The sequence below is a fragment of the Oscillatoria sp. HE19RPO genome (assembly GCF_024220515.1).
Classification (GTDB): Bacteria; Cyanobacteriota; Cyanobacteriia; order Cyanobacteriales; family Laspinemataceae; genus Laspinema.
In genome coordinates this window covers 14,424-38,866 of record NZ_JAMXOT010000254.1, presented here as the reverse complement: position 1 = coordinate 38,866, position 24,443 = coordinate 14,424, and the positions used below count along the sequence as shown (strand labels likewise).

General features: G+C 48.9%; 12 protein-coding genes. 2 read left to right on the top strand and 10 right to left on the bottom strand.

Translation table 11 applies throughout. The features are described from left to right. Nucleotides 1-20 precede the first annotated feature (20 nt). The 10 genes from NG833_RS21690 to NG833_RS21645 form a co-directional block, all read right to left on the bottom strand. On the bottom strand, nucleotides 21-332 hold the full coding sequence (locus NG833_RS21690) for a hypothetical protein (RefSeq protein WP_254567357.1): 312 nt from the start codon (nucleotides 330-332) through the stop codon (nucleotides 21-23). A gap of 652 nt (nucleotides 333-984) precedes the next feature. Continuing rightward, entirely contained in the window at nucleotides 985-1,392 is a 408-nt protein-coding gene (locus NG833_RS21685; protein ID WP_254567356.1) for a HetP family heterocyst commitment protein, read from the bottom strand. A 46-nt stretch (nucleotides 1,393-1,438) separates the two neighbouring features. Beyond that, entirely contained in the window at nucleotides 1,439-3,460 is a 2,022-nt protein-coding gene (locus tag NG833_RS21680) for an HlyD family efflux transporter periplasmic adaptor subunit (protein ID WP_254567355.1), read from the bottom strand. 912 nt (nucleotides 3,461-4,372) lie between these two features. Continuing rightward, complete coding sequence (locus tag NG833_RS21675; protein ID WP_254567354.1) at nucleotides 4,373-7,567, bottom strand: ABC transporter transmembrane domain-containing protein; 3,195 nt, start codon at nucleotides 7,565-7,567, stop codon at nucleotides 4,373-4,375. A gap of 1,181 nt (nucleotides 7,568-8,748) precedes the next feature. Continuing rightward, complete coding sequence (locus NG833_RS21670) at nucleotides 8,749-10,680, bottom strand: hypothetical protein (RefSeq protein WP_254567353.1); 1,932 nt, start codon at nucleotides 10,678-10,680, stop codon at nucleotides 8,749-8,751. After that, nucleotides 10,658-15,634 (bottom strand): AAA domain-containing protein, encoded by a 4,977-nt coding sequence (locus NG833_RS21665; protein ID WP_254567352.1) that lies wholly within the window; start codon nucleotides 15,632-15,634, stop codon nucleotides 10,658-10,660. The genes NG833_RS21670 and NG833_RS21665 overlap by 23 nt, the downstream gene beginning before the upstream one ends. A gap of 243 nt (nucleotides 15,635-15,877) precedes the next feature. Continuing rightward, nucleotides 15,878-16,369, bottom strand: a complete 492-nt coding sequence (locus NG833_RS21660) for a hypothetical protein (RefSeq protein ID WP_254567351.1) — start codon at nucleotides 16,367-16,369, stop codon at nucleotides 15,878-15,880. A 120-nt stretch (nucleotides 16,370-16,489) separates the two neighbouring features. Further along, entirely contained in the window at nucleotides 16,490-19,231 is a 2,742-nt protein-coding gene (locus NG833_RS21655; RefSeq protein ID WP_254567350.1) for a valine--tRNA ligase, read from the bottom strand. Between the two features lie 331 nt (nucleotides 19,232-19,562). After that, nucleotides 19,563-19,841 (bottom strand): DUF4351 domain-containing protein, encoded by a 279-nt coding sequence (locus tag NG833_RS21650; RefSeq protein ID WP_254567349.1) that lies wholly within the window; start codon nucleotides 19,839-19,841, stop codon nucleotides 19,563-19,565. A 177-nt stretch (nucleotides 19,842-20,018) separates the two neighbouring features. After that, complete coding sequence (locus NG833_RS21645) at nucleotides 20,019-20,876, bottom strand: DUF4351 domain-containing protein (protein ID WP_254567348.1); 858 nt, start codon at nucleotides 20,874-20,876, stop codon at nucleotides 20,019-20,021. Nucleotides 20,877-21,112: 236 nt separating this feature from the next. Between NG833_RS21645 and NG833_RS21640 the strand changes: the two genes are divergently transcribed. Further along, nucleotides 21,113-23,413, top strand: a complete 2,301-nt coding sequence (locus NG833_RS21640) for a hypothetical protein (protein WP_254567347.1) — start codon at nucleotides 21,113-21,115, stop codon at nucleotides 23,411-23,413. Beyond that, nucleotides 23,400-24,425, top strand: coding sequence for an NAD(P)/FAD-dependent oxidoreductase (locus NG833_RS21635; protein WP_254567346.1), 1,026 nt, complete (start codon nucleotides 23,400-23,402; stop codon nucleotides 24,423-24,425). The genes NG833_RS21640 and NG833_RS21635 overlap by 14 nt, the downstream gene beginning before the upstream one ends. Nucleotides 24,426-24,443: the final 18 nt, after the last annotated feature.

Sequence of the window (24,443 nt, the reverse complement as noted above, 5' to 3'; positions counted from 1 at the left end):
GGAAGAAATGGGCCTCTGGATTAGCCCGTGACGGACACAGATTGGGCTGAAGAGGCGGCGAAGTAGTCTTCGGTGAAGGTGAAGGTTAAGGACTCAGCATGAGCATCGTCGCCCATCGCGATCGCTTCAGCTTCGGCAAAGGCACTGATGCCTTTAACTTCGGCATCTATATCAAATTCTTTGTAGATATCCACATCTTCGTTCACATTGACATCTACATCTTTGTAGATATCGGCATTGAAATCGAAATTGGCGTCGTTTCCGCCCCAGCCGCCAACGACTTGGGTTTCTTGGTTAACAACTTCTAAATGGTTTAAGTCAGAAATAATCATTGGTTTCTCCTGTTTGAATTTATTAGGTTAAATCATTCAATTTAACCCATTTTCTCCATATCGTGTTGCCATTTTGACAAATTCCTGGGAAATTCACGATGAAGATTCACTGTCTTTATTTTAGCCAGTTGCCTCAATTTCGTGTTGCCATTTTGACAAATTCCTAGGAAATTCACGATGAAAATTCACTGTCTTTATCTTAGCCAGTTGCCTCAATTTCGTGTTGCCATTTTGACAAATTCCTAGGAAATTCACGATGAAAATTCACTGTATTTATCTTAGTCAGTTGCCTCAATCTCGTGTTGCCATTTTGACAAATATTGGATAAAAATTCAGATAGTCTATAAAAACTAGCCCTGTCAAGGTGTATTTGTAGGGGCGCAATGCGCAGGCCCTCCGGAGGGCCTGCACATTGCGCCCCTACAAGAAACAATGATTTTTCGTCATTAAATTTATCACCTTGACAGGGCTAGTTTTTACAGACCTATCCCCACCGGATTCTGTATGAGAACCGGATTGGGTATAAAAAAACTGGCAGAGTTCAGGATTTTTAGAACTCCGCCAGTGAAACTATCTAGCGAAAAATAAGCATATTCTAAACAGGAGCTAAAATCATGAGAGACGATCGCAGGTTGCAGCAAACATCCCCCCCCTACTGAAACGAAATAACATTTCCAAGCGCTGTGGACTCAGAAGCATAGAGAGCGGTTGATCCGCCTGTTACCTGGTGGCTTTGATGCTCGACAACTTCTAAATAGGTCAAGTCCTTGATTTTATGATTGCCGTCCTGGGAATTGTTCCCTTTATCCTGTTCTTGATCTGAGTAGTCATCCTTGGTGCGATGGCCGCTTTCCTGACGCCCTTGGCGTTGTTGTTTCATCAACCTGTTGTAGGTGCGGTAGGGAATGTAATGAAGGGGGTTGTAGCCGCCAAAGCGCAGGATCAAGACGCAAGCCCAGGAATACTTACCCGCTAGAATTGCATCCACCACGAGTTCAAATTGCTCTTGGGTCATGATTTTGTTCAGGTTACGGTTAGAATAATGCATTTGATAAGCCATTTTTATTTCTCCTTTGGGTTAAATTGGGGTTTACTTAAACAAGGTGCTAGAAATTCATGCCACCGTCTTGCAACTTCCGGATCGGATCCAATATCACATCAAGAATCCGACGTTCCCGGATGATGATATCGGCGTTGGCAGTTTGACCGGGCTTAAAATAAATCTTTTCTCCATTTTCTGTCACATAGTTATGAGCGAGGGCAATTTCGATGTTATATACGGATCCTAATTGGGGATCGGCGTTGGCTTGAGGAGAAATAGAGGTCACTTCTCCTGGAATGACGCCATAATCCTGGAAGGAGTAGGCATCAAGTTTCACTTGTACTTCCATTCCCGTCTCGATAAAACCGGCTTCCCGACTGGGGATAATCGCTGAAAGGACGAGGGGTGCATCCTCTGGGGCAATTTGGGCTAGGGTCTGTCCCGGTTGGACGACTTCCCCGGGGTGAGCAATGTTGAGGGCAAGGATGGTGCCATCGACGGGCGCATATAGAAATTGCTGGTTTAACTGAGTTTTGGCACGGGTGAGGTGATTGTGAGTTTGGGCGATGGAACCTTCTAGCTGGGTAACTTCGACTTGCAACTGTTTGATGCGCTGTTGGGACTCAATTTCAAGACGTTGGGCTTCGGCTTGTTTCTGAATCTGTTGTGCCTGTAATTGTGCTAATTCCGATTCCCGTTGCTCAAGCTGGGCTTGGGTGTCGGTAATCCGTTGGCGATGCGATCGCAGGGCTTGTTCGGCTTCAAACAATCGTTCCTGGGCAATGGTTGCCTCGGAGAGTTGCGATCGCACCGCAGCCGTTTGCCGATCGCGCAGGGCTTGTTCGGCTTCAAACATCCGTTCTTGCACCGAAGTCACCTCCGACATTTGTGCCCGCAGTAACGCATTCCGGCGATCGCGTTCGGCTTGTTCGGCATCAAACATCCGCTCTTTGGCTTGGGTTGCCTCGACCATTTCTGCTCGGGTTAAGGCATTCTGGCGATCGCGCAGGGATTGTTCCGCTTGAAACAAATGCTCTCGGGACAAAGCTCCCTCCTCCACCAACGGACTCAGCCGTTCCACCCGTGCCTGCTGTTCAGCCACATCAACCTTGAGTTGCTCAATCAACGCTTGCGTTTTTTGTTGCATCGGTTCGAGCAGTTGCTGCCGTTGCTGCTGGGCGGTGACATCGGTTTCCAGTCGCTCAATCAGTTCCCGAGTCTGATTTTCCATCGGCTTTAAGATCTCACCCCGTTCCCGTTGAGCCTCTATATCCCCTTGCAGTTGCTCCACCAGTTGCTGGGCTTGTCCCGCTAGGGGGGCGAGGGTCTGCCGTCGCGCCTCCAGTTCAGCCGCATCCGCTTGGAGTTGGGTGAGCAAATTTTGGGTGGTGGTGACATTTTTCTCGGCTTGAGCAATCAGGGTTTGATGAGCTTGAGCATCAGCTTTGGCGATCGCCCCTTGGGTTTCTGCTTCCAGCCCGGTATTCTCCATCAGTGCTTGTTTCTGCACCAATTGCAGTTGATAGGTGGCTAACTGCTCTCCCAGGCGATCCACTTCCGTGGCAGCCAGTTGGGTATCCAGTTCGGCAATGACTGTCCCCGCTTGCACTTGATCCCCTTCGGCAACCCCGACTTTGGCAACCTTCCCCATTTCCAGGGGATGAACTTGATAGACATCTCCCTGGGGAATCAGTTCGCCCACTGCCTGACCCACTTCGTTAATCCGCCCGAACCAAGACCAAGCCCCAAATGCTATACAGAATGCCATTCCCCCTAAGAGTAATTGAGTAGGAAAGGAGGCAGGGGGACGATCCAGCAGGTTTTGCATGGCACTCGACCAGTGAGCGCTGCGATCATCGTCGCGATCGGGGCGATCTCGTCCAGTCCGAGGCAGCGCGTCTGACGCTGCCATCCCGCCATAGATGGCATCAGCGCGATCGCCAGCCTTCACCCTCTGTGTCCCTCTATCAACATCACAGGCAGTATCGAGCAAGTGCAAGCTACCCCGGTGACGAGATGACGGTTCTTGACTATTCCTCCCGCTTGGGTGAGTGAAGGGAGAATCGGGTCCGAGATGAAAATTCATGGTCAGCGTTTCCTTTCTGGACTACTTCTCTAGAGATGATTGTCATTATGTAGGCTGATTTGCTGGTGTAAACTCGGGAAGGAACCACGGATTTTTGCTGAATTAACAGCTTTCTCTGAAGACAGGTTGAGCATTGGCTGGGGGAGAGTGAGTTTCCCCTAAATTCTGTGGGAAGGCAACGGGTAATCTTCAAAAGCCGCCTCCGTGAATATACTAAGATATTGAACTCGGCTGTTTTTGCCATTTTGGCAATTTGGTGACCTATTTTACCGAACATTTAAAAAAGACTCCTGAATTGTCCCAGGTTTATGAAGTTTTTAAAGTTTTGATAAAGATTTAAATCGTTACAATCTCCGCATTTTCACGGAGAAACCGAGGCACAAATCCCGGGATTCAGAGAGACAGACGGAAATCGGGAACAGGCAAATCATACCAAATTCGGTTGTTAAAAGTCGCTTTTCTCTTCAGCCTGCGGAGGCAGGCTTCGTCCGTGTAGCCCCAGGCTTGAGCCTGCGGGTTTTTACAGACCTTTGACAACCGGATTCCGTATCATACCCAATTCAGCTATTAAAAGTCGCTTTTCTCTTCAGCCTGCGGAGGCAGGCTTCGTCCGTATAGCCCCAGGCTTGAGCCTGCGGGTTTTTACAGACCTTTGACAACCGGATTCCGTATCATACCCAATTCAGCTATTAAAAGTCGCCTTTCTCTTCAGCCTGCGGAGGCAGGCTTCGTCCGTATAGCCCCAGGCTTGAGCCTGCGGGTTTTTATAGACCTTTGACAACCGGATTCCGTATCATACCCAATTCGGCTATTAAAAGTCGCCTTTCTCTTCAGCCTGCGGAGGCAGGCTTCGTCCGTATAGCCCCAGGCTTCAGCCTGCGGGTTTTTATAGACTGTAATCCAAAACAGGGATTAAAGATCGAGCTGCTGTTGAGCCAGATGATAGTACAACCCGCGCTGCTCCATGAGTTGCTCATGAGTGCCGCGCTCCACGAGAAGTCCGCGATCGAGAACCAGAATACAGTCAGCATTGCGGACTGTCGAGAGTCGGTGGGCAATAATAAAAGTCGTGCGATCGCGGCTAAACCGAGCCAGATTTTGCTGGAACCGGCGTTCCGACTCCGTATCCAACGAACTCGTTGCCTCATCTAGGAGCAAAATTCGGGGATTGCCCAACAATGCCCGGGCGATCGCAATTCGTTGGCGCTGTCCCCCGGAAAGTGAGGAACCACGCTCCCCCACCTTGGTATTGTATCCTAGAGGCATCTCCTGAATAAACGGATGGGCTTCCGCCATTTTTGCCACCTCTATCACGTCATCTAGGGCAAACTCATCGGAGTAAAGGGTGATATTCTCGGAAATTGTCCCCGAAAACAAGAAACAATCTTGCGGCACTACCCCAATCTGACTTCGCAAGGAAGAGGGGGAAACATGACAGATATCGTGACCATCAATAAAGATCCGCCCGCTATTCGGGGAATACAACCGCTGAAGCAAGCTCACCAAGGTACTTTTCCCCGACCCACTCCGCCCGACGATCGCCGTAGTTTGCCCCGCTTTCACCTCAAACGAAATATTCTCCAAAGTATTGCGTTCGTCATCTTCGCTATACCGAAAAGTGACATTTTCTAAGCGCACGTCCCCCCGCAATGGCGGCAACACCATCATGGCACTTCCGGGACTTTCCTCCGGTTCCGTCTCAAAGACATCATTCAGTCTTTCTACAGAAATCAGCACCTCTTGCAGTTGATCCCAGAGGTTTGCCAGGGCTAAAACCGGCGTAATAATCCGGCCTTTCATCATATTAAAGGCCACGAACTGTCCGATGGTGAGGTCCCCTTGAATAATCAGCCGTCCCCCGTACCACAACAAGGCAATACTGCCGACGATACTAATGGTGGAGTTGATCACTTCTAAGCCAATGCCCAGTTTTTGACCCTTAAAGCGGACATTGAGGGCTTCGGTAAAGTAATCTTCCCAGCGCCAGCGCATCTGATACTCTGTGGCGGTAGATTTGAGAGTGGTGACTCCGGTAAACATTTCCACCAGGGAGGAATTCTGATCCGCAGAGGCATTAAAGACTTCCCGAGATACTTTACGCAATAAGGGGGTTGCCAGAAGGGTCAAGAGGATGATGAACGGAATCATTGCCAGCACCAGCAGAGTCAGGCGGGCATTGTAATAGAGCATCAGGCCCAAATATACAAACCCGGTGATGAAATTTAACCAGGCTAGGACCACTTGACCAATCAAAAATTGTTGGATTTTCCGGTTTTCCTGAACTCGCGTGATGATATCCCCCACCCGGCGCGATTCAAAAAACTTCAAGGGGAGCATCATGGCGTGACGGATAAAGCCGCCAATCAGGGTGAGGTCCAAACGGTTGGAAAAATAACTCAGCAGGTATTTCCGCACCGCAGAGAGCCCTTTACTCCAGAGTCCAAAGATGAGTGCACCTAAGCAAAAGAGATTGAGGGCACTGAGGCTTTGTTGGGTGACGACTTGATCCAGAATAATCTGGGTAAATAGGGGTTGAATCAGGCCAAAAATTTGGATGAGAATCGAGAAGGCGATAATTTGTAACGCCAGATTGCGATAAGGCACTAAGGCACTGATAAATCGGCCCAGGGAGCGTTTCTCGGTTTTGGCCTCTTTCAGGCGTTCGGTGGGGTCGAGGACCAGGGCGTAACCTGTCCAGTGGGACAGAAACTCCTGGCGCTTCACCCATTTTTTGCTCTCGGCAGGGTCGGCAACGAGGATGCGATGGGGGGTAACTTTATAGACCACTACATAATGAATGCCCTGCCAATGGGCGATCCAGGGATTTTTGCGCTCGCCTAAACGGTCTAAGGACCCGCGCACGGGCAGGGCATGAAATCCCTGCTTTTCAGCGGCTTTGGCTAATCCTTTGAGGGAGGCTCCCGATCGCCCCACCCCGGCCAAATCTCGCACATAGTTGATGCTAAAGCGTTTACCCCAGTATTGGCCAATCATCACTAAGCAAGCGGCACCACAATCGGAGGAGGATTGCTGTTGGACGTGGGGATATCGCGCCAGCAGGTCTAAAAACCGTCGGTGGGTGGGTTTGGGAAACAGGACTGGGTTCTGACCCGATCGCGGGTCCGATCCATCCGGGCGGCTATTCCCGTTATCCCGACTGGATTGGGGTCCGGTGGCGGGGGTCATGATTGGGGGGGAGGGACGGTGGAGAATGCGGGTGGGCGATCGCCGGTGTCCATTCCCATTCCCATTGCCATTCCCGTTTTCACTGCGATCGCCAGCTAGGACTGGGGCGATCGCCGTGGCAGATTCCCACTGGGCGACTGGAAGTTCAATAATGTCCAATTCCGTTGCCGCAATCCAGTCCGTCGGCGTTTCCTGGGGATATCCCCAACTCGTTCCCGTCGCCTGAATTTGCACATGGGATGCCTCAGTCCCTCCCTGAATCTCTCCATGCCGCAGCCAATAATGACCCTGGGAGGTTGGGGTAACTTCAACCAGGGAGGCATGGGCGGGGATGGATTTTTCTTGGAGATAGGGGAGTAGTTGCCGAATCTGATGACTGGAGAGCGATCGCAATTCGGTGACAGTTTTCAAAAAAAGCTGGCATTGCCGTTGAGTCATTTGTTCACTCAAATAGGCTTGAATCGTCGGTTCTTCCTCCAAAAAAGGCCGCAGTTTGTCTGGGGAAATTCGCGAAACCACGCCATCACTCGCCGCGACGACTCGGTACGGGAGTGGCTTTTGGTCTAACCCTTCATCCCCTCCAAAACTATCCCCTTTCTCCAGGACCATCGCACAAATTTCTCGCTGTCGTTCTGCATCAAAAACCAGCAGCCGAACTCGGCCTTGGTCTATGAAGTAACAATCGCTATGACCGGGCATTTGATTCTCAGCCATTCCGGGATCGGACTCCCCCACGTAGAGGAGTTCATCTCCAATTTGAAACCCCTGGACTTCAAACGCTTTAACCAGTTGAGCCGTAGTCCTTGACTCCCGGCTGGCTGCCGGTAAAATCTGCATCAGCGTGGGTAAATTCTCTAAGGGATGGGCTGACGAAATTCGGGATGATTCATCAGATTTATTTTTTTGAAATATTTCTTTCATAACTAGCAAACCTAAATGAATAGTGGAAGACCCAATCGTGAATAGGTCTTGCTTGTTAAACTTGTTAAAGCTTAAAAGCTTCTCTAAATGATTTAGAAAGTCTATATTTATTTAGGTTGGCCCAATAATAAAATTTATCTTTGTATTGGAGTTTATTAAAATTCTAAGTTGGTTTTCAACATTAGGAGTTGAATAGCCTGAAAAACAAAAAGAATATAGCATTCTAACCTCAAATATCGGATTTACAGAACATTCTGGTTTAGACCTGTTGTCCCCCTGGATGATGGAAAGTTCTGGGCCGACTCTTAGTCGGAAGCAAAAATTTTTGCTTCTCCTGATGGAGGCATCAGGAAAAATATCAGCCCCGTTATTTATAGATAGAGGGGGTTATCACACTCTAGGGATAGGTTGAATTGCTCAAAGTCTTAACGTTGTAAGACGGTTTTACGAGTCAGAAGCGTTCTTTAAAGTTCTGGTTGCTATTTCAACATAGAAGTATTAGCTCTTTAATCTCTCGGAGGGGGTATTAATGGATAAGGGGTTGAGTGCTGTCATCCCTGAAACGATCACTCTTAAGTTAGAGTCTTTGTAAACTTTCAAAGTATCCACCCACTTCTGGAGTTGATCCCCTTCTCAAGGATAAAATTCCCGATGCTCTACCTTGAATAGCTTTTCAACGGTGACCCCCCTGGGTTTTCCGGATGAGATCCAGACCACGATCCGTTAAGGCGGTGCGCGTCCAATCTATTCCTTTAGGTAGAGGGGACCTCGGATTTTTTTCATCAATTCCCCTTACCAGGAATTAGGAATGATGCGCTAGTCCTATAATTTTCATCAAATCTTAATACAGATAACGACCAGTTTATGATAAATTTCATTATCTGATTCCGTAGCCACAATTAGCCCTGAATTTGTAGACTTGGATCACAGAATATCAGACGGAATGCGATCAAGCGCGATTGTATCCTCGTTAACAACAATAGGAAGAAAAGGGGACAATATCCTCGGATCTGCTAACTCGAAAGAGAAGAGAGAAATGGGGGAGAGCGATCGCATTCCTGAACCCAATTATGCTTTTCTTAATGAGGGGTTTAACCCCTGTGAGGTCAAACCCCTCACTTGCTCTGTCAGTTGTCAAGAGGATTCACAAGTTGCCCCTAAATTTAGGGTCAGTCCAAGGTTTAATCGGACTTGTACCGGCTTCGTTTTTTGGGTTGAGTATTTTTACTCTTCACCCTAGGCTGGTTCTGCGAAAGTTGAGCTAGTTGACTTGAAATAAAGGCATCCGGTGACTCAACTGCCTCCGATGCGATCCCCAGGCGGGTGAAGTCTTGCCAGACGGGTTCTGAGAGCAAATTGAGGGCGATCGCGCTATCTCGATCGGCAATGACAGCTATCACTTGCCGCCATGCTTCGCACAAGCTATCCAGTTCCGGGGAATCCGGGGTGAGTTCAGAGAGTTGGGAAAGCGCCTGATTCAAGCTAGGGTCATCCGGAGACATTTGCTGCGATCGCAAGCCCTGACAAGCAATTTTCAGCCAAATCGGAAGCAATTCCAGCCACCCCTGGTCCTGAATCTGCTGTAAGGCGTTTTCTGTCATACCCAACGCACCCCAGATACTTAGAGAGGTGGTGGCAAGGGATTCATCCTGATGGGTAATTGCCTGCTGCCAGAGGGATTCGGCGCGTTGTTGAAGTTGGCTAGAGAGGAACTGATAGGCATCGCTGACGATTTCGGGAAGGGTGACTTGATAGAGACTTTCTCCCTGGGGTAGACAGTCGCCTCCATAAGTTAGCCAATTAGGCGCGCTACAGACATAAATCTGGCGATCGATGACAACTTCTTTGGCGTGAGACTGTTCCAACTCAAGGACTTGTATAGCGGATAATCCTTCTGCTGTTTTCACTGCTGCCAATTGCGTCAGCCATTGGGGACAGGATTTACCCGTGCTCTCTATATCTGTAGAGGCGATTCGCGAATCGCCTCTACAGTCTGATGATTCCTGCGGTATAGTTCCCTGTCCCATGAGAATCCAAACCCCACGTTTGACAAGGCTTTCTAATCCTTGTAACAGGCGAGAATCTATTCCTTGTTCGGGGAATTGAGGCAAATAGATTAAAACCTGATGATTGGCGGTTTTAAGGCTTTCTAAAAATTGGGTGTGAATCTGACTCTCTGGAATTAAAATTACACTGCCGGTTTCCGGGGTATTTTCTTCTGCATTATCCTCATGGGTAGTTGCTGCTGTTCGGACTTTTTCCAGTCTAGCTTCAACTTCTGGATTCTCCGGTGGAAAACTTTCCTGACAAGGGATTTCAAACAACTCCGGTAGGGAAATTTTTCCCTCAGATTGGAGTGTTTCTAGCCAAAGGGTGGCGGATTCTAGTAACTGTTGTCCCCGCCTGAGTTGCAGGGTTAAACGCTGATTGAGAGTATCAAAAATGGCAAACAATGCCACAGATTGCCAGCGGGTTTCCGGCGATTCGGCGATTTGGAAGGCGGTGACTTCTTTGCCGGATTCGGGACTGTGGAATCCCAATCCTTGATGGATGAGACGTTGCTGGACTTCCGTGAGGGTGAGGGAGTCTACGGGTTGGATGCGGCGGTTGAGGGGGAGAAAATCGCCTAAATTGGGGAGGTTTAAGGCGGATTCGCGGAGGGGATTGAGTTCAAAGGTAGTCGCCTCTAATAAAGGATCGGCGATCGCATAGAGGGGGTGACTTTCTGGCGGTTGCGGGACAGACCCTTTTTCATAAAAAGCTCGCCCTTCCGGAGTGAGTTTAAGGGACCCGTCTGGCAAAACATTTAGGGTATTTAATTCCTGGAGATTGCCGGTGGTACTTCTAACAAAAATCGGGTCCAAACCCAAGACTTGGGCGAGTTCAACTTCCGTGGGTTTCGGGGTAATTTCTAGGCTGGCCCGGAGGATAAATTCTTCTAAAACATTGAATTTTCTGGGGGAGGTTACCATCAATTCTATACCCGTTTGTACCAAGGAATACCGGAATTGTCTAGCAGCAATCACCGATAATCCCGGACTGGTTTTTTCCAGCTTTTCCACCGAGGATTGCAGGGAGGAATCAATGGGTTTAGGGGAGGATTCGAGAAACATCAATTAAACCTCCTTGATGACGAACAACATTAGACACTTCAGAATAAATTCGCCCGACTTCCCCATGATGATGGGCAAATAATTGATGACAACCAACGATAACCAGCAATTCCCGGGCGCGAGAAAAGGCCACATTCACCCGTTCCGATTTCTTAGCAAATCCCACTTTTCCTTCTTCATTGTTGCGGACCATACTAACAATAATCACGGACCGTTCCATCCCCTGAAATTGGTCAACAGTTCCAGTTCTAATTTGCAGGGAAGGGAATCGGTTTTCGTCCAAGATTCTCTCTTCAATCCGGTTGAGTTGAGCGCGATAAAAGGTGATAATGCCAATTTCTTTGGGGGGATGACCCTGGGAAATTTTCTCGGACCAAGTGTTTTCCATGTCCTGACAAATTTGCTCGATCGCCTCAATTTCTTTGGGGTTAATAAAGGAGGTTCCTTCTTTGCGTTCGCCAAAGGTGGAGTCTTGGGGCATTTTCACCCAAATCAGGTGTTGGTGTTCCTGGATGATAGCACTATCTAGGTGATGTTTGCGGGCTTGATCCGGGTCTAAAATGCCACATTGGAGACGGCGATTATAAAATTGATTAATCGCGCCCATGATGTTGGGATGCATCCGATATTGAATCGTCAGCATGGTTTTGATAGACTCAGGGGCGGCATCAAATTGGAGTTTAAAGAAGGAGTCTTCTAAAAATTGCAAGGCATCTTTACTGCTGCCCATTTCGATAGCAATATCCTCGATGGTATCATCATTCAACATGGGCGGTAATTGGCATCGGTCCCCTACCAAAACTAACCGTTTCGCTTTGAGGGCAGGAATTAATAATTCCGGTGGCGTGCATTTGCTGACTTCATCGATAATCACTACATCAAATTTATTAAATTCTTCGGAAAAGTCTCGTCGCGCCGCTTGGACACAGGTAATCCCAATCACATTGGCATTGTCGAGATAAATTTGGCGCAATTCATTGCGGTCCTGTTCCGAGGGATGGCGCAGTTTATCAATCCAATCTTGGACTAAGTTTTGATAGCGATCGAGATACTGTTCTTCCTGATTTCCTGCCTGTTCCCAGGTTTCAAACTGGGTTTTGACTTGGTGTAAAAAGGGCAAATCACAGCAGTGTTCCTCAGAGATTTGTGGCAGGCGATCGCGCAGGTTTTCCCAGGTGTTCCGCCACCAGTTGCGGTGCTTGAGTAAGGGTTCTGGCAGATTGGTGGTGAGTTGTTGAGTGATTTCATGCAATTCTAATTCGCACTGTTCGAGTTGCTGTTGCAAGGGTTGCAAATTTTGTTGTTGCTGGGTGAGATAGGCGGTAATTAAGGTCTGAATATGACCTAACACTTCAAAGGGGGCTAAGGCAGCAATGGCGGTTTCTAATTGAGCAATTCGAGACTCCCAGGATTGCACCAGTGTCGCAAATTCCGAGGGTTTTTCCCAAATTAAGGCACGGTTGGCTTGATATCGTTGGACTGGGGTTAAAATTGCGGGGGGTAAATGCGGTTTTTGGCTTAACTCTTGTAACTGAGACAGCGCTTGTTGTAAAGTCTTTTCCCCTTCTTGACGCAATAAATTTAAGGCAGATTGCGATTGTTCGAGTTGAGGTTTTTGGGCGGCAATCCAGTGTTGAATTTGATGCCACTGTTGTCCGATATGGCTTAATCCCTGTTCGGTTTCCGTTTTCAGGGGGAGTAAACATTGACGCGCCTGGGTGACAATTTCATCAATGGTTGTTTGGGCGATTTGTTGCAGGGTCAATTCCACTGCCTGGGTTGTCCAAAGGGTGGCATACTGCTGTTGCTGCTGCTGTAAAACCTGCTGGGTTTTGACGACTAAATTCTGCCGTCCCGATGCCGTCAGTTGGGGATAATTGCCATATCCTGCCGCCAGTTCCCGCCATAAACTGCGATCGCCTGCTGAAAAGACAATCGGGGGCTGATTCAGACTGCGGTGCAAAAATTCATGGAAATAGGAATGATTGCCTTTGGTATTGCGAAAACTGCCCTTAGTTTCATAAGCTAAGGCTTTGAGAAATTGCTCCCAATTCGGCAGTTCCGTCACCGGATGATTGCCATAATTGGGCATAATTGCCACATTCAAGGTTTGGGCAATGGTTAGTAAATTAGGCGGAACCTGAATCAATTTACTGTTAAAGGGTTGACCCGTTTGTACCGCTTGTCTTAAAATGGTATAAACTTGGGCTGGCGCTGTTTCTAACCAAACCCCAACCTCTTTAATTACCCGGTCAATTTCTAACTTCCGAGTTTGTAAATTTTGGAAGCGTTGCTGGAGGGATTTTTGCTTACTCAAGGCTTGTTCATATTCCCCTTGCAGTTGCTGCAATGGGGTGGAATCCGCCCGAAATTGTTGGACGGCAGTTGCAGCAGCAGCGATCGCCTCGGCAGTATCATGCGCTTGCGTGACAACCTCTCTCAATTTAGCCAACTCCGGCGCAACGGTTTCGCAACACCAAGCTGCCAACCCAAATGCACCGCGATCGGGACGAACCCACCCCAATTCCTGAGTTAAAGGTAACGCCACTCGCACAGCATCAATAAAAGTTTTAACCCTACTATCTTCCAGAGTATAGGGGCGAATTTCAGCCAATAACTTCACCACCTCCGGGGATTCCCATTGCACATTTGGCGCAGTTGCTAACAACCCTGCCAACTCCGCACTCACCCGTTTTACCTCGGGATTTTGGTCTTGTGCCGCTTGATACTGCTGTTCCCAAATGGCCCGATTTTCTAGTAAACTCTCCTGACGATCTTTCCAAAACTGGCGATCGCTGGCGAATGCTTCTTCTGCTGCCAAATACAGCTCAAATTCCGCCGCCACCTTCCGCATTTCGTGATAAAATGCTAAATCATTGCGCCGTTTTTCCAAATCCGTCTCACAGTGACTCGCCGTATTTTGTAGCCAAGTCCCGATCGCATTCTCTTCTAAATAGGGTGCACCTTCTTCCTGCACCTTCTCCGCTTTTCCCTTTCGCAACGCCCGGATAACTGGACTATGTACCAATCGACTCAAAGCATTATCCACCGCCAAATTCGCTTGGGATGCGATTAATGTTCGTCCCCCTCGACGCGCCACCTGGTAGCAAATTTCCGCAATTACCGTGGTTTTTCCCGTTCCCGGAGGACCTTGAATTAACACCAAATCTTTGGCAGATAACACCATTTCCACGGCAGCAATTTGGTGTGGATTGGCAGCGGGTAATAATAACTCCGCCCTCTCCAGTTTAACCAACTGTTTGGGAACCCTTGCCTGTCCCGCATCAAAGAAAAATTGGCCTAAAAAGCGATTCTGACTATGACCCTGTTCCAGCCGTTTTAAGGCATTCATTTTATGAGTAATCTGACTCAGTTCCCCAAAGGCTTCAAAGAATAAATAACCCTTGTCTGGCAACTGATAGTAACCCCCCGCCATCAACTCCAGCAAGTCAGCATCCGGCTTAATTCTCAGCAACCGACGTTCCGTATCCACTGAGTCAATTCGCCCTAAAATTCGTCCATCCCGGCCACTTTTTCCCAGGGGAGAACTTTCAAATAGACGAATCTGTTCGCTGCGGGCTTTATAGGTGCGACTCCAGAATTCCCCTGCGGCTAATTCGGTTTCGCTGCTGCCGTCAATGGTTGCCTCGCGACTGTCCAATTCAAAGCTAATTCGGCGCGCATCCGCCCCATAATTATGACCGATAAAGGGGACACAAAACTGCCTGGATTCAGCAATTCGTTTTTCAATTTCTACATAAACCCGCCATGCCTGAAGTTGTTCCTCCGTGGGGATTAAATCTCCCGAAACTGGCAATTTTGCCATACGTTTCAAGGCAGAACGAGGAACGCCTAAATCAGACTGATGATCCGGCAGCAACTGCAGACGACAGAGGACCGTAAACCCATCCCCCCGTCCCCGAGTCATGGGAACAAAAGTTACATCAATTAAGCGTAATCCCCCCCGTCCATCGGGACTAACTACCGCTTTTAAAGATAAGGTTTTGTAGCGCTTTTCCAGCAGGGAAATTCCCGGTTCATCCCGATCGCAAGCGAGGGTGAGTTGCCAACGTTCCTCTCCCGCTTCTTTCCCTGTCCCTAAACGCCGCAAGTAAAAAGAGTGCGATCGCTGTTCTAACAGTTGTGAGAATAACAGTTCCGCGCGATCGCGACGACTGCGAAAATCCTCATCGCGATCGCCGGGTTTCTCCCCTACCAGTTCCCGAATCACATTGGCGATCGCGGTTTTGCCAACCAACCGATACCCCCACTTTGCCTCCTCCTGCTTGGCAGCAGATTTCTCCGAGGGGACTACCGTCGTCACCCACTCCACCCGACTGATAATCTCCGCAGTTACCTGAATCTCGCGCTTGTCCCCTTCGGAACATAAATATAACGACCCTGAGAGTCGAGTTCCTGCGGGGATTCCCTGGGAATTCACCGCCATTTGCAGCAACTGCAACCCCGGAGACAAATACTGCGATCGCACTTGCAACCAATCCAAGTCCGACACCACCTGACAAGACTCACCCAGTTGCAGTTCCCAACCCTTTTCTACCTGGCGATTGGGTTCAATCTCTCCAAACTCCAATCGCCCTGGAATCTCCCAAATTGCGCCTTCCCACTGGACATTTTCCGCGCTGCCGGTTAATCTCACCTGATGCAAAATCGGGGCGGTATTCGCCTCACCCCTCACCGCCACAGCACCTGTTTCACCCCCAACAGTTCGGGCGATCGCCAAATTCTCCAAGCGCACTCCGGCAACCGTCACCACCACCGCAGGCGCATCCACCGCAAACAGCACAGAATCACCGCCACTGCCGCGAATCGTCACTGCGCGGGCGATCGTGAAGGTCCCCTTGTAATCTCCCGGTTTTAAAGAGATTTCATATCCATCCCGGACAATTTCCAGTAATTCAACAAAATTGGTGGGATCTGCTTCAATCGACGGCACAATCACTCCTGATTCATAGTGCAAGAACCCGCAGGCTGAAGCCTGGGGCTATACGGACAAAGCCTGCCTCCGCAGGCTACTGGATAAAAACAACTTTTCATATCTGGATTTTATCTGAAACTGTGGTTTCATTTTACCTAAAATTGTCTCTCCTTACAACATCCCATATTCAGCACTCATCCCCAGGTTTTTCCTGGATTAATAACACAAATCACAAACCCTGTCAAGCCTGATTTTTTCCTGTTATTTTGCTTCATCTTCCCCCTTCTCATCCCTACTATCCTCCGCAGATACTTCCAACTTTTGAGCTAAAATTTCCAAGCGGCGTTCTTCTTTTTTGAGCTTTTCTTCTAACGTTTGCAGTTGGTCTCTCCGGGCTTCTAATTCTAGGGCACGCCGGGACAATTCCTGGCTTTGTAAGGTCAAAGATTGTCGCCATTGTTCAATTTCATCCGCCTGATCCTGTAAAAAAGCTGGGGTTAATCCTTTGGTCAAATATTGTTGAATGAGATTAATCGCCCATTCCGTCGCTTCATTGATACTGCGAATTTGTCCCGTATTGGCAATATCCGCCAACACGAGGATTCCCTCACCAAACGCATTCGCTTCCGTGGTGACAATTGGCTCAGTTTCCGACACCAAAGCCCAGATATCTCCTGATTTCTGACAGGCTAATAATCGCAACCCGGTTTTGCCTAAGAATCCTTTTTTTTGCACCTGAGCTAAGTATATCATCAAAGTCTGCTTGAATGGGTGATGGATGGGAATGGGCGACGACTTACGCAGGAGATCTATCTCTGTAGAGGCGATTCGCGAATCGCCCCTACATTCACAACCACCTAGGGTGGTTGTCGATTATTCACCTCTTAATTGACGCAGGCGATCGCGTAAAATTTCCGCTTGTTTTTCCGCTTCCGCGAGGCTATCTCGCGCCCCTTGAACCACTTCCGGTGGGGCTTTATCCACGAATTTAGAGTTAGATAATCGTCCAGAAATCGATTTGACTTCTCCCTCAATTTTACCCAAACTTTTCTCCAGTTTGGCACAGAGTTGTTCGATATCCACCACTCCCGCCAGAGGCACTAAAACTTGCACAGTTCCTACCACTCCGGCGATGGTTTGTTCCGGTTCTTCGGCTAAAGCAGGGGTAATTGTCAAGTCTGCAACTTTGGCTAAATTTTGGATATAGGATTCCCCTGCCTGGAGAATCTCCCGTTCTTTGGCGCTGTCACTTTGCAAAATTGCCTTGATTTTTGCCCCGGGTTTAATCTCCACCTCAGCGCGTAAATTCCGAATGGTCCGAATCGCACCGATGATTAATTGAAAGTCGGATTCTAATTCACCATTTATCAAATTAGCATCAGTGTCCGGATAGGATTGCAAAGCTAAAGATGCCGTTGATTCTGCTTGGGTTAAAGTATGCCAAATTTCCTCGGTGATATGAGGAACAAACGGATGGAGTAATTTGAGAATTCCCTCTAAAACGAAGGCAAGGGTTTGTTGCGCCACTCGTCGGGAAGCTGCATTTTCTCCCTGTAACCGCGACTTGACTAATTCAATATACCAATCGCAGAAATCACCCCAAATAAACTCATACAAGGTTTTGGCAGCATCTCCTAATCCGTAGGTATCGACTGCCTCACAGGTTTGTTGCACCGTGTGATAATAGCGCGACAAAATCCAGCGATCGCACAGTTCCAACCCCGCAGCATTTTCTCCAGGATTCCCCAACTGTTGCGGCGTCTGTCCCTCCAAATTCATCATCACAAACCGCGCCGCATTCCACAGTTTATTCGTGAAATTTCGCGAAGCTTCCACGGAGGCAGACTCATCCGTTGCCCGATTATATTCCAAGCGAATATCTTGACCCGCGCCAACCACTTCCCGAATTAAGGTATAACGCAGGGAATCGGTCCCATATTTTTCAATCAACAGCAATGGGTCAATCCCATTCCCCGCAGACTTGGACATTTTCTTATTGTTTTCATCCCGGACTAATCCATGAATGTACACATCTTTAAAAGGCATTTTTCCTGTAAAATGTCCCGCCATCATCGTCATCCGCGCCACCCAGAAGAAGATGATATCAAAGCCTGTAACCAGGGTCGTGGTGGGATAATAGCGGTTAAAATCCTCAGTTTTGTCAGGCCATCCTAAAGTAGAAAACGGCCATAATCCAGAGGAAAACCAAGTATCCAAAACATCCGGGTCTTGTTGAATTTGGACGGTTTCTCCAAATTGAGCTTTCAGTTTAGCTGTGGCTTCCTCAGCAGATTTCGCAACAACAAACGGCGTATCATCGGCAATCATGCCCCCAGTTTCACTAATCGCATACCAAGCAGGAATTTGATGTCCCCACCAAAGTTGGCGAGAAATACACCAATCTTTGAGTTTTTCCAACCAATCGCGATAGACTTTCGTCCAGCGATCGGGGACAAACCGAGGGGAATTTTGCTCATCCAGGAACGTCAAGGCGCGACTGGAAAGGGAGTCAATTTTCACAAACCACTGCGTTGAAATCAGGGGTTCTACCGGCACTTTACCGCGATCGCTATAAGGAACCGTATGCTTATACTCCTCCACCTTCACCAGCCGTCCTTCTGCCTCCAACTGCTGCACCACCGCCTTCCTGGCATCCTGGCGATCGCGTCCGGCAAAAGGTCCAGCATTCTCATTTAATGACCCATCTTTATTCATAATGGTAATAAACGGCAAATTGTGCCGCATTCCCATTTCAAAATCATTCGGATCATGAGCCGGAGTTACTTTAACACAACCCGTCCCAAAACTCGGGTCAACAAACTCATCTCCCACAATCGGAATTTCCCGATTCATAATCGGCAGGGTCAACATTTTCCCAATTAACCCTTTGTAGCGATCGTCATTGGGATTAACAGCAACTGCCGTATCGCCTAACATTGTTTCGGGTCGAGTCGTCGCCACCTCCACAAATCCCGAACCATCACTAAGCGGATAGCGAAAGTGCCATAAATGACCATTCACTTCCCGCTGTTCCACCTCCAAATCCGACACCGCAGACTGACTCGCGGGACACCAGTTCACCATATATTTACCGCGATAAATCAGTCCCTCGTCATGCAAGGCGATAAACGCTTCCAGAACCGCTTTCGAGAGTCCTTCATCCATCGTAAACCGTTCGCGAGTCCAATCCACAGAAACACCCAACCGGCGCAACTGATTCGTAATCGTATTACCCGACTCTTCTTTCCACTGCCAAGCGCGTTCCAGGAACTTCTCCCGTCCCACTTGATCCCGCGTTTTGCCATCTTCGCGCAGTTGCCGTTCCAAAATCGTCTGAACCGCAATACTGGCATGATCCGTCCCCGGCAACCACAGGGTATTGCGCCCTTTCATGCGATGATAGCGCACCAGCACGTCAATCAGGGCGCTTTCAAAGGCGTGCCCCATGTGTAAGCTACCCGTAACATTGGGCGGGGGAATCATGATACAGTAAGGCTCTCCCGGGTGATTCGGGTCCGCTTTAAAAACCTGATTTTCTTCCCAAAACGCCTGCCACTTGGCTTCTGTCGTCTTGGGTTCATATTGACTCGGTAAGTTAGGAATGGTGGAAGTCATCGGGAATATAAGGTGAACGGATTACAACTGATCTATCTTACGATTTTGCCACAAGCCTTTGACGGAAACGAACGGAAAATCATCAGGACCCCTCCAAAATCGATGGCAATTGCGGCAGTTCCAGAGGGACCCTGACCCCAAAAGCTGGGGAGAGAGGGCGCTAGGGGAGGAGTTTATGCCATTTCTGAGGGCCCTTAATATGGGCAAAGGGACCGGAAAATTGGCATCAAGCTGGTTTGGGTGGGTCAGGAGTTACGCATATTTTGAGAAATTACCCGAAATGTAGAGGCGATTCGCGAATCGCCTCTACATTTCTCTACAAAACCCGATTCTAATTGTCAGTGACAGGAGGAAAAGCCGCCATCAATTCTTCCAAAGAATCCCCATCTATCAGCATTTCCCCTACCGTTTCTAATTGCTCCCGGTTCAACCGTTGCAAGTTCGCTTCAACCGCTTCCGGTACTTCCCCAAACCGATGTTGGATTTGGCGTTGGATGATTCGTCGTACTACTTCTTGACGTCCTTGTTCCAATCCTTGCTTGAAAATTTCCTGACCCCAAGGGGATTCCAATAATGCCTGGGTGAAAGGATTTAGGATTTTATCCATCATATTTTCCTCCTAATACATAGCTAGAAAAAATCCCCAAGTAGCTGGTTCCGGTGGATCAGGACTTAAGCATATTTTGATAACCTGGGCTAAATGTAGAGGCGATTCGCGAATCGCCTCTACATTTAGGGTTTAACTTTTAAGAGGGTGTAAGTCCTGACTTTTCTACAGAACTTGACTTTAGTTGTCAGTCCCTGTAGGAAAAGCCGCCATCAATTCTTCCAAAGAATTTACATTCATCAGCCTTTCGGCAAACAGTTCTAATTGCTCCCGGTTCAACCGTTGCAAATTAGCTTCCACCGCTTCCGGGACTTCCCCAAACCGACACCGGATTAGGTGTTGGATGAGTTGTCGTGTTTCTTGGCGTCCTTCTTCCACTCCTTGCTGTAAAATGTCTTGACCCCAAGGGGATTCCAATAATGCCTGGGTTGCAAAATTCAAGACTTTATCCACGATATTTTCTCCTAATACATAGCTAGAAAAAATTCCCAACAATCGTTGTAAATCTTCCGACCGTTCTTCCTGTTGTATTCGGACAGCGGCGCGACGTAAGATGGTTTCATTTGCACCCCCTTTCATCACCGTTGCTAAGGGCAGTAGGGCCTTTAGTTCAGGTTGAAAGGCGACCTCGGCATCGATTTCCCAGAGGTTGATCACCTCATAGTCTTGCCTTGCCTCTAGTCCCATAATACTCGATTCATAACGAGTGGGAATGGGGGTGTTCCCGGTTGGCGGAAAAATATTGACCACCACCGGATACACTCGTACATTATATTTTTCTTCTGCCAGTGCCGCATAAGCCCGAATCCGCACCGGCATCCTTGTATCCGGGCGAAATTGGAGTTCGGTTAGGCTAATAAATTCCCCTTCTTCCTCGCTATAGGCTTTGATGAGGATATCGCTATCTCGACTCAGCCATTGAAATTCTGAATCGAGGATGACTTGGGCAACTGTACCGGATGATCGAGTTACCCATTTGACCCATCCATCCGGGGAGAGTCCGATTAATCTTTTGCCACTAATATCTGCTTTTCCCATTGTTTTATGGCGGATATTTATAACTCTAATTATAGTCTAATTTGTCGAAACATTAATATGTTAACATTTGAATATTGTTTTTTGTCGCGAGTTTAAATAACAAATATTTATCTTTTTACACAGAATTTTTAAGGCCCCTAGGTTCCCGCCAACCCTATAATAATTTTTGATACAAATCTTGACGCCAATCAACTAGATAGGCTCTATAATCATGAGGATTAAACCAGGAATCACCTATGGCCTTAATTGATCAGGTTCAACAAGTCTGCGATCGCCTCGCGAACCACGGATGGCGAGAATTACTGTTACAGCATGGATTGGATATCACAGCGGCCAACTTAACAGCGGAATTGGGGAAAATCCTCCCGAACATCAACCGCACTATTCCAGGATTTACGGATTTTGCCGATGAAGGAAATCGGGCGATCGCACCGGGTCATCCCGCCCGGAGTTTACTCTATCATGCCTTAGCTTCGGCGACAGTCGTTACCGGGGCTGAGGACAGCGAATTAACCGCCTTTCCCACCCTGGCTGAGATTGAGGCAGTGGAAAACTACGTCTATGGCGTCCAACCCCCCTCGTTGGCCGAATTACGGGTTAAGGCAAATTATGCACCCTTGGCGATCGCCGTCTTTACCTCCGAATACCGTCCCGCCTCGGACACTCCCCACCAGAAACACGCGGATTTGTGCTTTTCCCGGACTGGGGTCGCCCGAGTGGGAACGGCAGAACCCCTGTATGACAGCAAAAATCGCGGCTTTTTACCCTTTGTAGAAGGCGACTCCCAAGCCATGCGGGTGATTCCCGCCCGGTATAGTGCCTATATTGCCGTCATCCGTCGAGGCGATCGCCCGGGATACAAGCCGATGCGGGTGCGCGATGGAGACGATCGCAGGTTGTTCTGGTTTCCCTTACACAAACTGTTTACCGGCAATGAATGTATCCGTGATTTTAATTTAACCCTCAACCTAGAAGCTAATCATATCAACGAAAAACTCCGGCGCATCCATCTCCAACTACAAAGCCAAGGGTATGACACCGGCTGGAGTGAACCGGATCTCAGCAATCCCCCCTTTATTTTTACCGAAGGTATTGCTGAATTCTCACAAAATCCCAATGATGGCATGGGAACGCTTATCCCCATTGTTCATCCCCTTCTCGTTGAAGCGGCAGAATATCAAGGCAAACCTCTCACTTATCAAGTTCCCCCAAACTATGGCTTAACCCTCTCCTCCAGCTTACTGATTCCCTCCGACAACGAAGCCCGACGCGCCCCGGAATATGTCCACGCCCGTCACCAAGTGCTACCGAATGGGACAGTCACAGACCTGAATGAAAGCCCCAATGTTGCCCGGATCGTTGCCGAAGGAGGATACAATGCCTTACATTACCTCGACTTTACGGCAGATGGCTGGATCGATGCCCTCTGTCCCGAATTAGCGATTCAAATCCCCCGAAGGGTTCCTGCTTATTCCCTCGTCAGCGCCCCGGATTACTTCCCCACCTGCGATCAACGGCAACTGATGGATTGGTGGGAACAATCGGTGCCAGAAGCGGTGAGAAATAGCATTTGGCGAATTCCCCCGGAATCCTTGTCCGATGAGCGAATGCCGCCAAATTTAGCGTTAACCGAGGCTGGATTTCGCCCGGAAGATGCCACCGTAACGGCGATCGTCTCCTTACCCGGAGAACCCTTTGTCAAACAGCGTCCCCTAGACCGTTTCATCCTGAATCGCCAATCTTACCTCCCAGATGCGGCTGCGGGAATCTATGCGCCAGGATGGGATGTGAGCTTTGATCGCACTGACGAAGGCTTAGATTTCCTAGCTGCTTATGGTCTCGGCAGTCCCTTTCCAGAAGATTCTAAACTTTGTGCCGCACTTAGTGCTTTTTGGCCTGCGGTCTCACCTGATGCCGCCCGCACCTTTGAACCGATGCGAAATTGGCCCACGGTTAGCCCTCTGACTGATGCGGAAATCGGGCAAACTGGCGAATTGCCTTGGGATGGGGTTCCGGGACCGCGCCTGGTGCAATTGCCCGATCGCCTGGTGGTGGAATATGAGGCGATCGATCATGTGGATTACGTCACCAATGCTTTACAGGGTAAATTCACCTTAGCCCTCACGGGACAAGTTGATGTGCGAGAATACGAGGCGAGAGTGCTAACAATCGCTTATGTGTATCACGCTTTAGGCATCGAAGAGGAGAAATACTTTCCTCCCGGACAGTCCGAAGGGCAAGACGCTGAGGCATTTGGGCGAATCGTCAATGAAAAATCCAAATGGGGTGTTCTCTCTTTCCGGGAAGTGACTCCAACGGAAACGGAACTAATAGAGGCACAAACCCAGACGAGGCAACGCTTACGGGGGAAAATCTATCGGTTTGAAATGTATCGACATGGCAATATCACCACCCCGGAAGATGTGCGAAAACGCTGGGTAGAAATTCGGGAACGGGTCACCCTGTTTGTGGATGGACTGCGGGTGTTGATGAAACGGGATTCCGGTGTCTGGGAATCGAAAAATGTGCGAGGTTGACGTAGCGATCGCCGGGAGTGGTCCGGGAGGCACTGCTGCCGCCATTGCCCTCGCCCAGCAAGGGTTCCGAGTGGCGATCGCCGAAGCGGAACCCTTCCCTCGCGATCGCCCGGGGGAAACCCTCCACCCCGGCATCGAACCCCTATTACAGCAGTTAGGAGTCGGCAGTCGCCTCTTAACTGCCGGATTCCTGCGCCATCCCGGAAACTGGATACAATGGGAGGGCAATCGCCGGTTTGAACCCTTCGGGTCCGATGAAACCGGACCTTGGCAAGGATTTCAGGCATGGCGGGCAGATTTTGATACAATTTTGCGCGATCGGGCAGTAGAATTAGGAGTCAAAGTCCACCAACCCTGCCGCGCCTTACATCCAATTGTTAGCCAAAACCGAGTGATAGGAATCGCAACCAACCAAGGTGAAATCAAGGCAAAATTTGCAGTCGATGCCACCGGCAGCAGACAATGGTTAGCTAAACAATTAAAGTTAGCAATTCACCCATTTTCTCCCCCCTTAATCGCCCATTATGGCTATGGGGAAGGAGACTGTCCCATACGCGATGATGCACCGGCGATCGTAGCAGGCGATCAAGGATGGATTTGGACCGCCAAAGTCCGTCCCCAACTGTACCAATGGACCCGCCTAGATTTCACCCACCAACCCTTAGAAAAAAACTGGCAACCCCCCGAATTCAAAACTCTAAAACCCTGGAAAAAACCCGCCGTTGCCGATGTCACCTGGAGACAAGTTTCTCCCCCCGCAGGACCCGGTTATTTTCTCGTGGGAGATGCGGCAACTATCCTAGATCCAGCCTCCTCGCATGGCGTCCTCAAAGCAGTCATGTCCGGCATGATGGCCGCCCATTTGATTACCCAACTCTTGCAGGAGAAAGCCTTTGAGGGTCAAGTGATTACCGGATACAGTCAGTGGATGGAGACTTGGTTTCAAAAAGATATCGAAACGTTAAGAAACCTTTACGCCTTACTCTCGAATGCCCCAGATTGGGTAAGATAATAGGGTACAATATAGCCT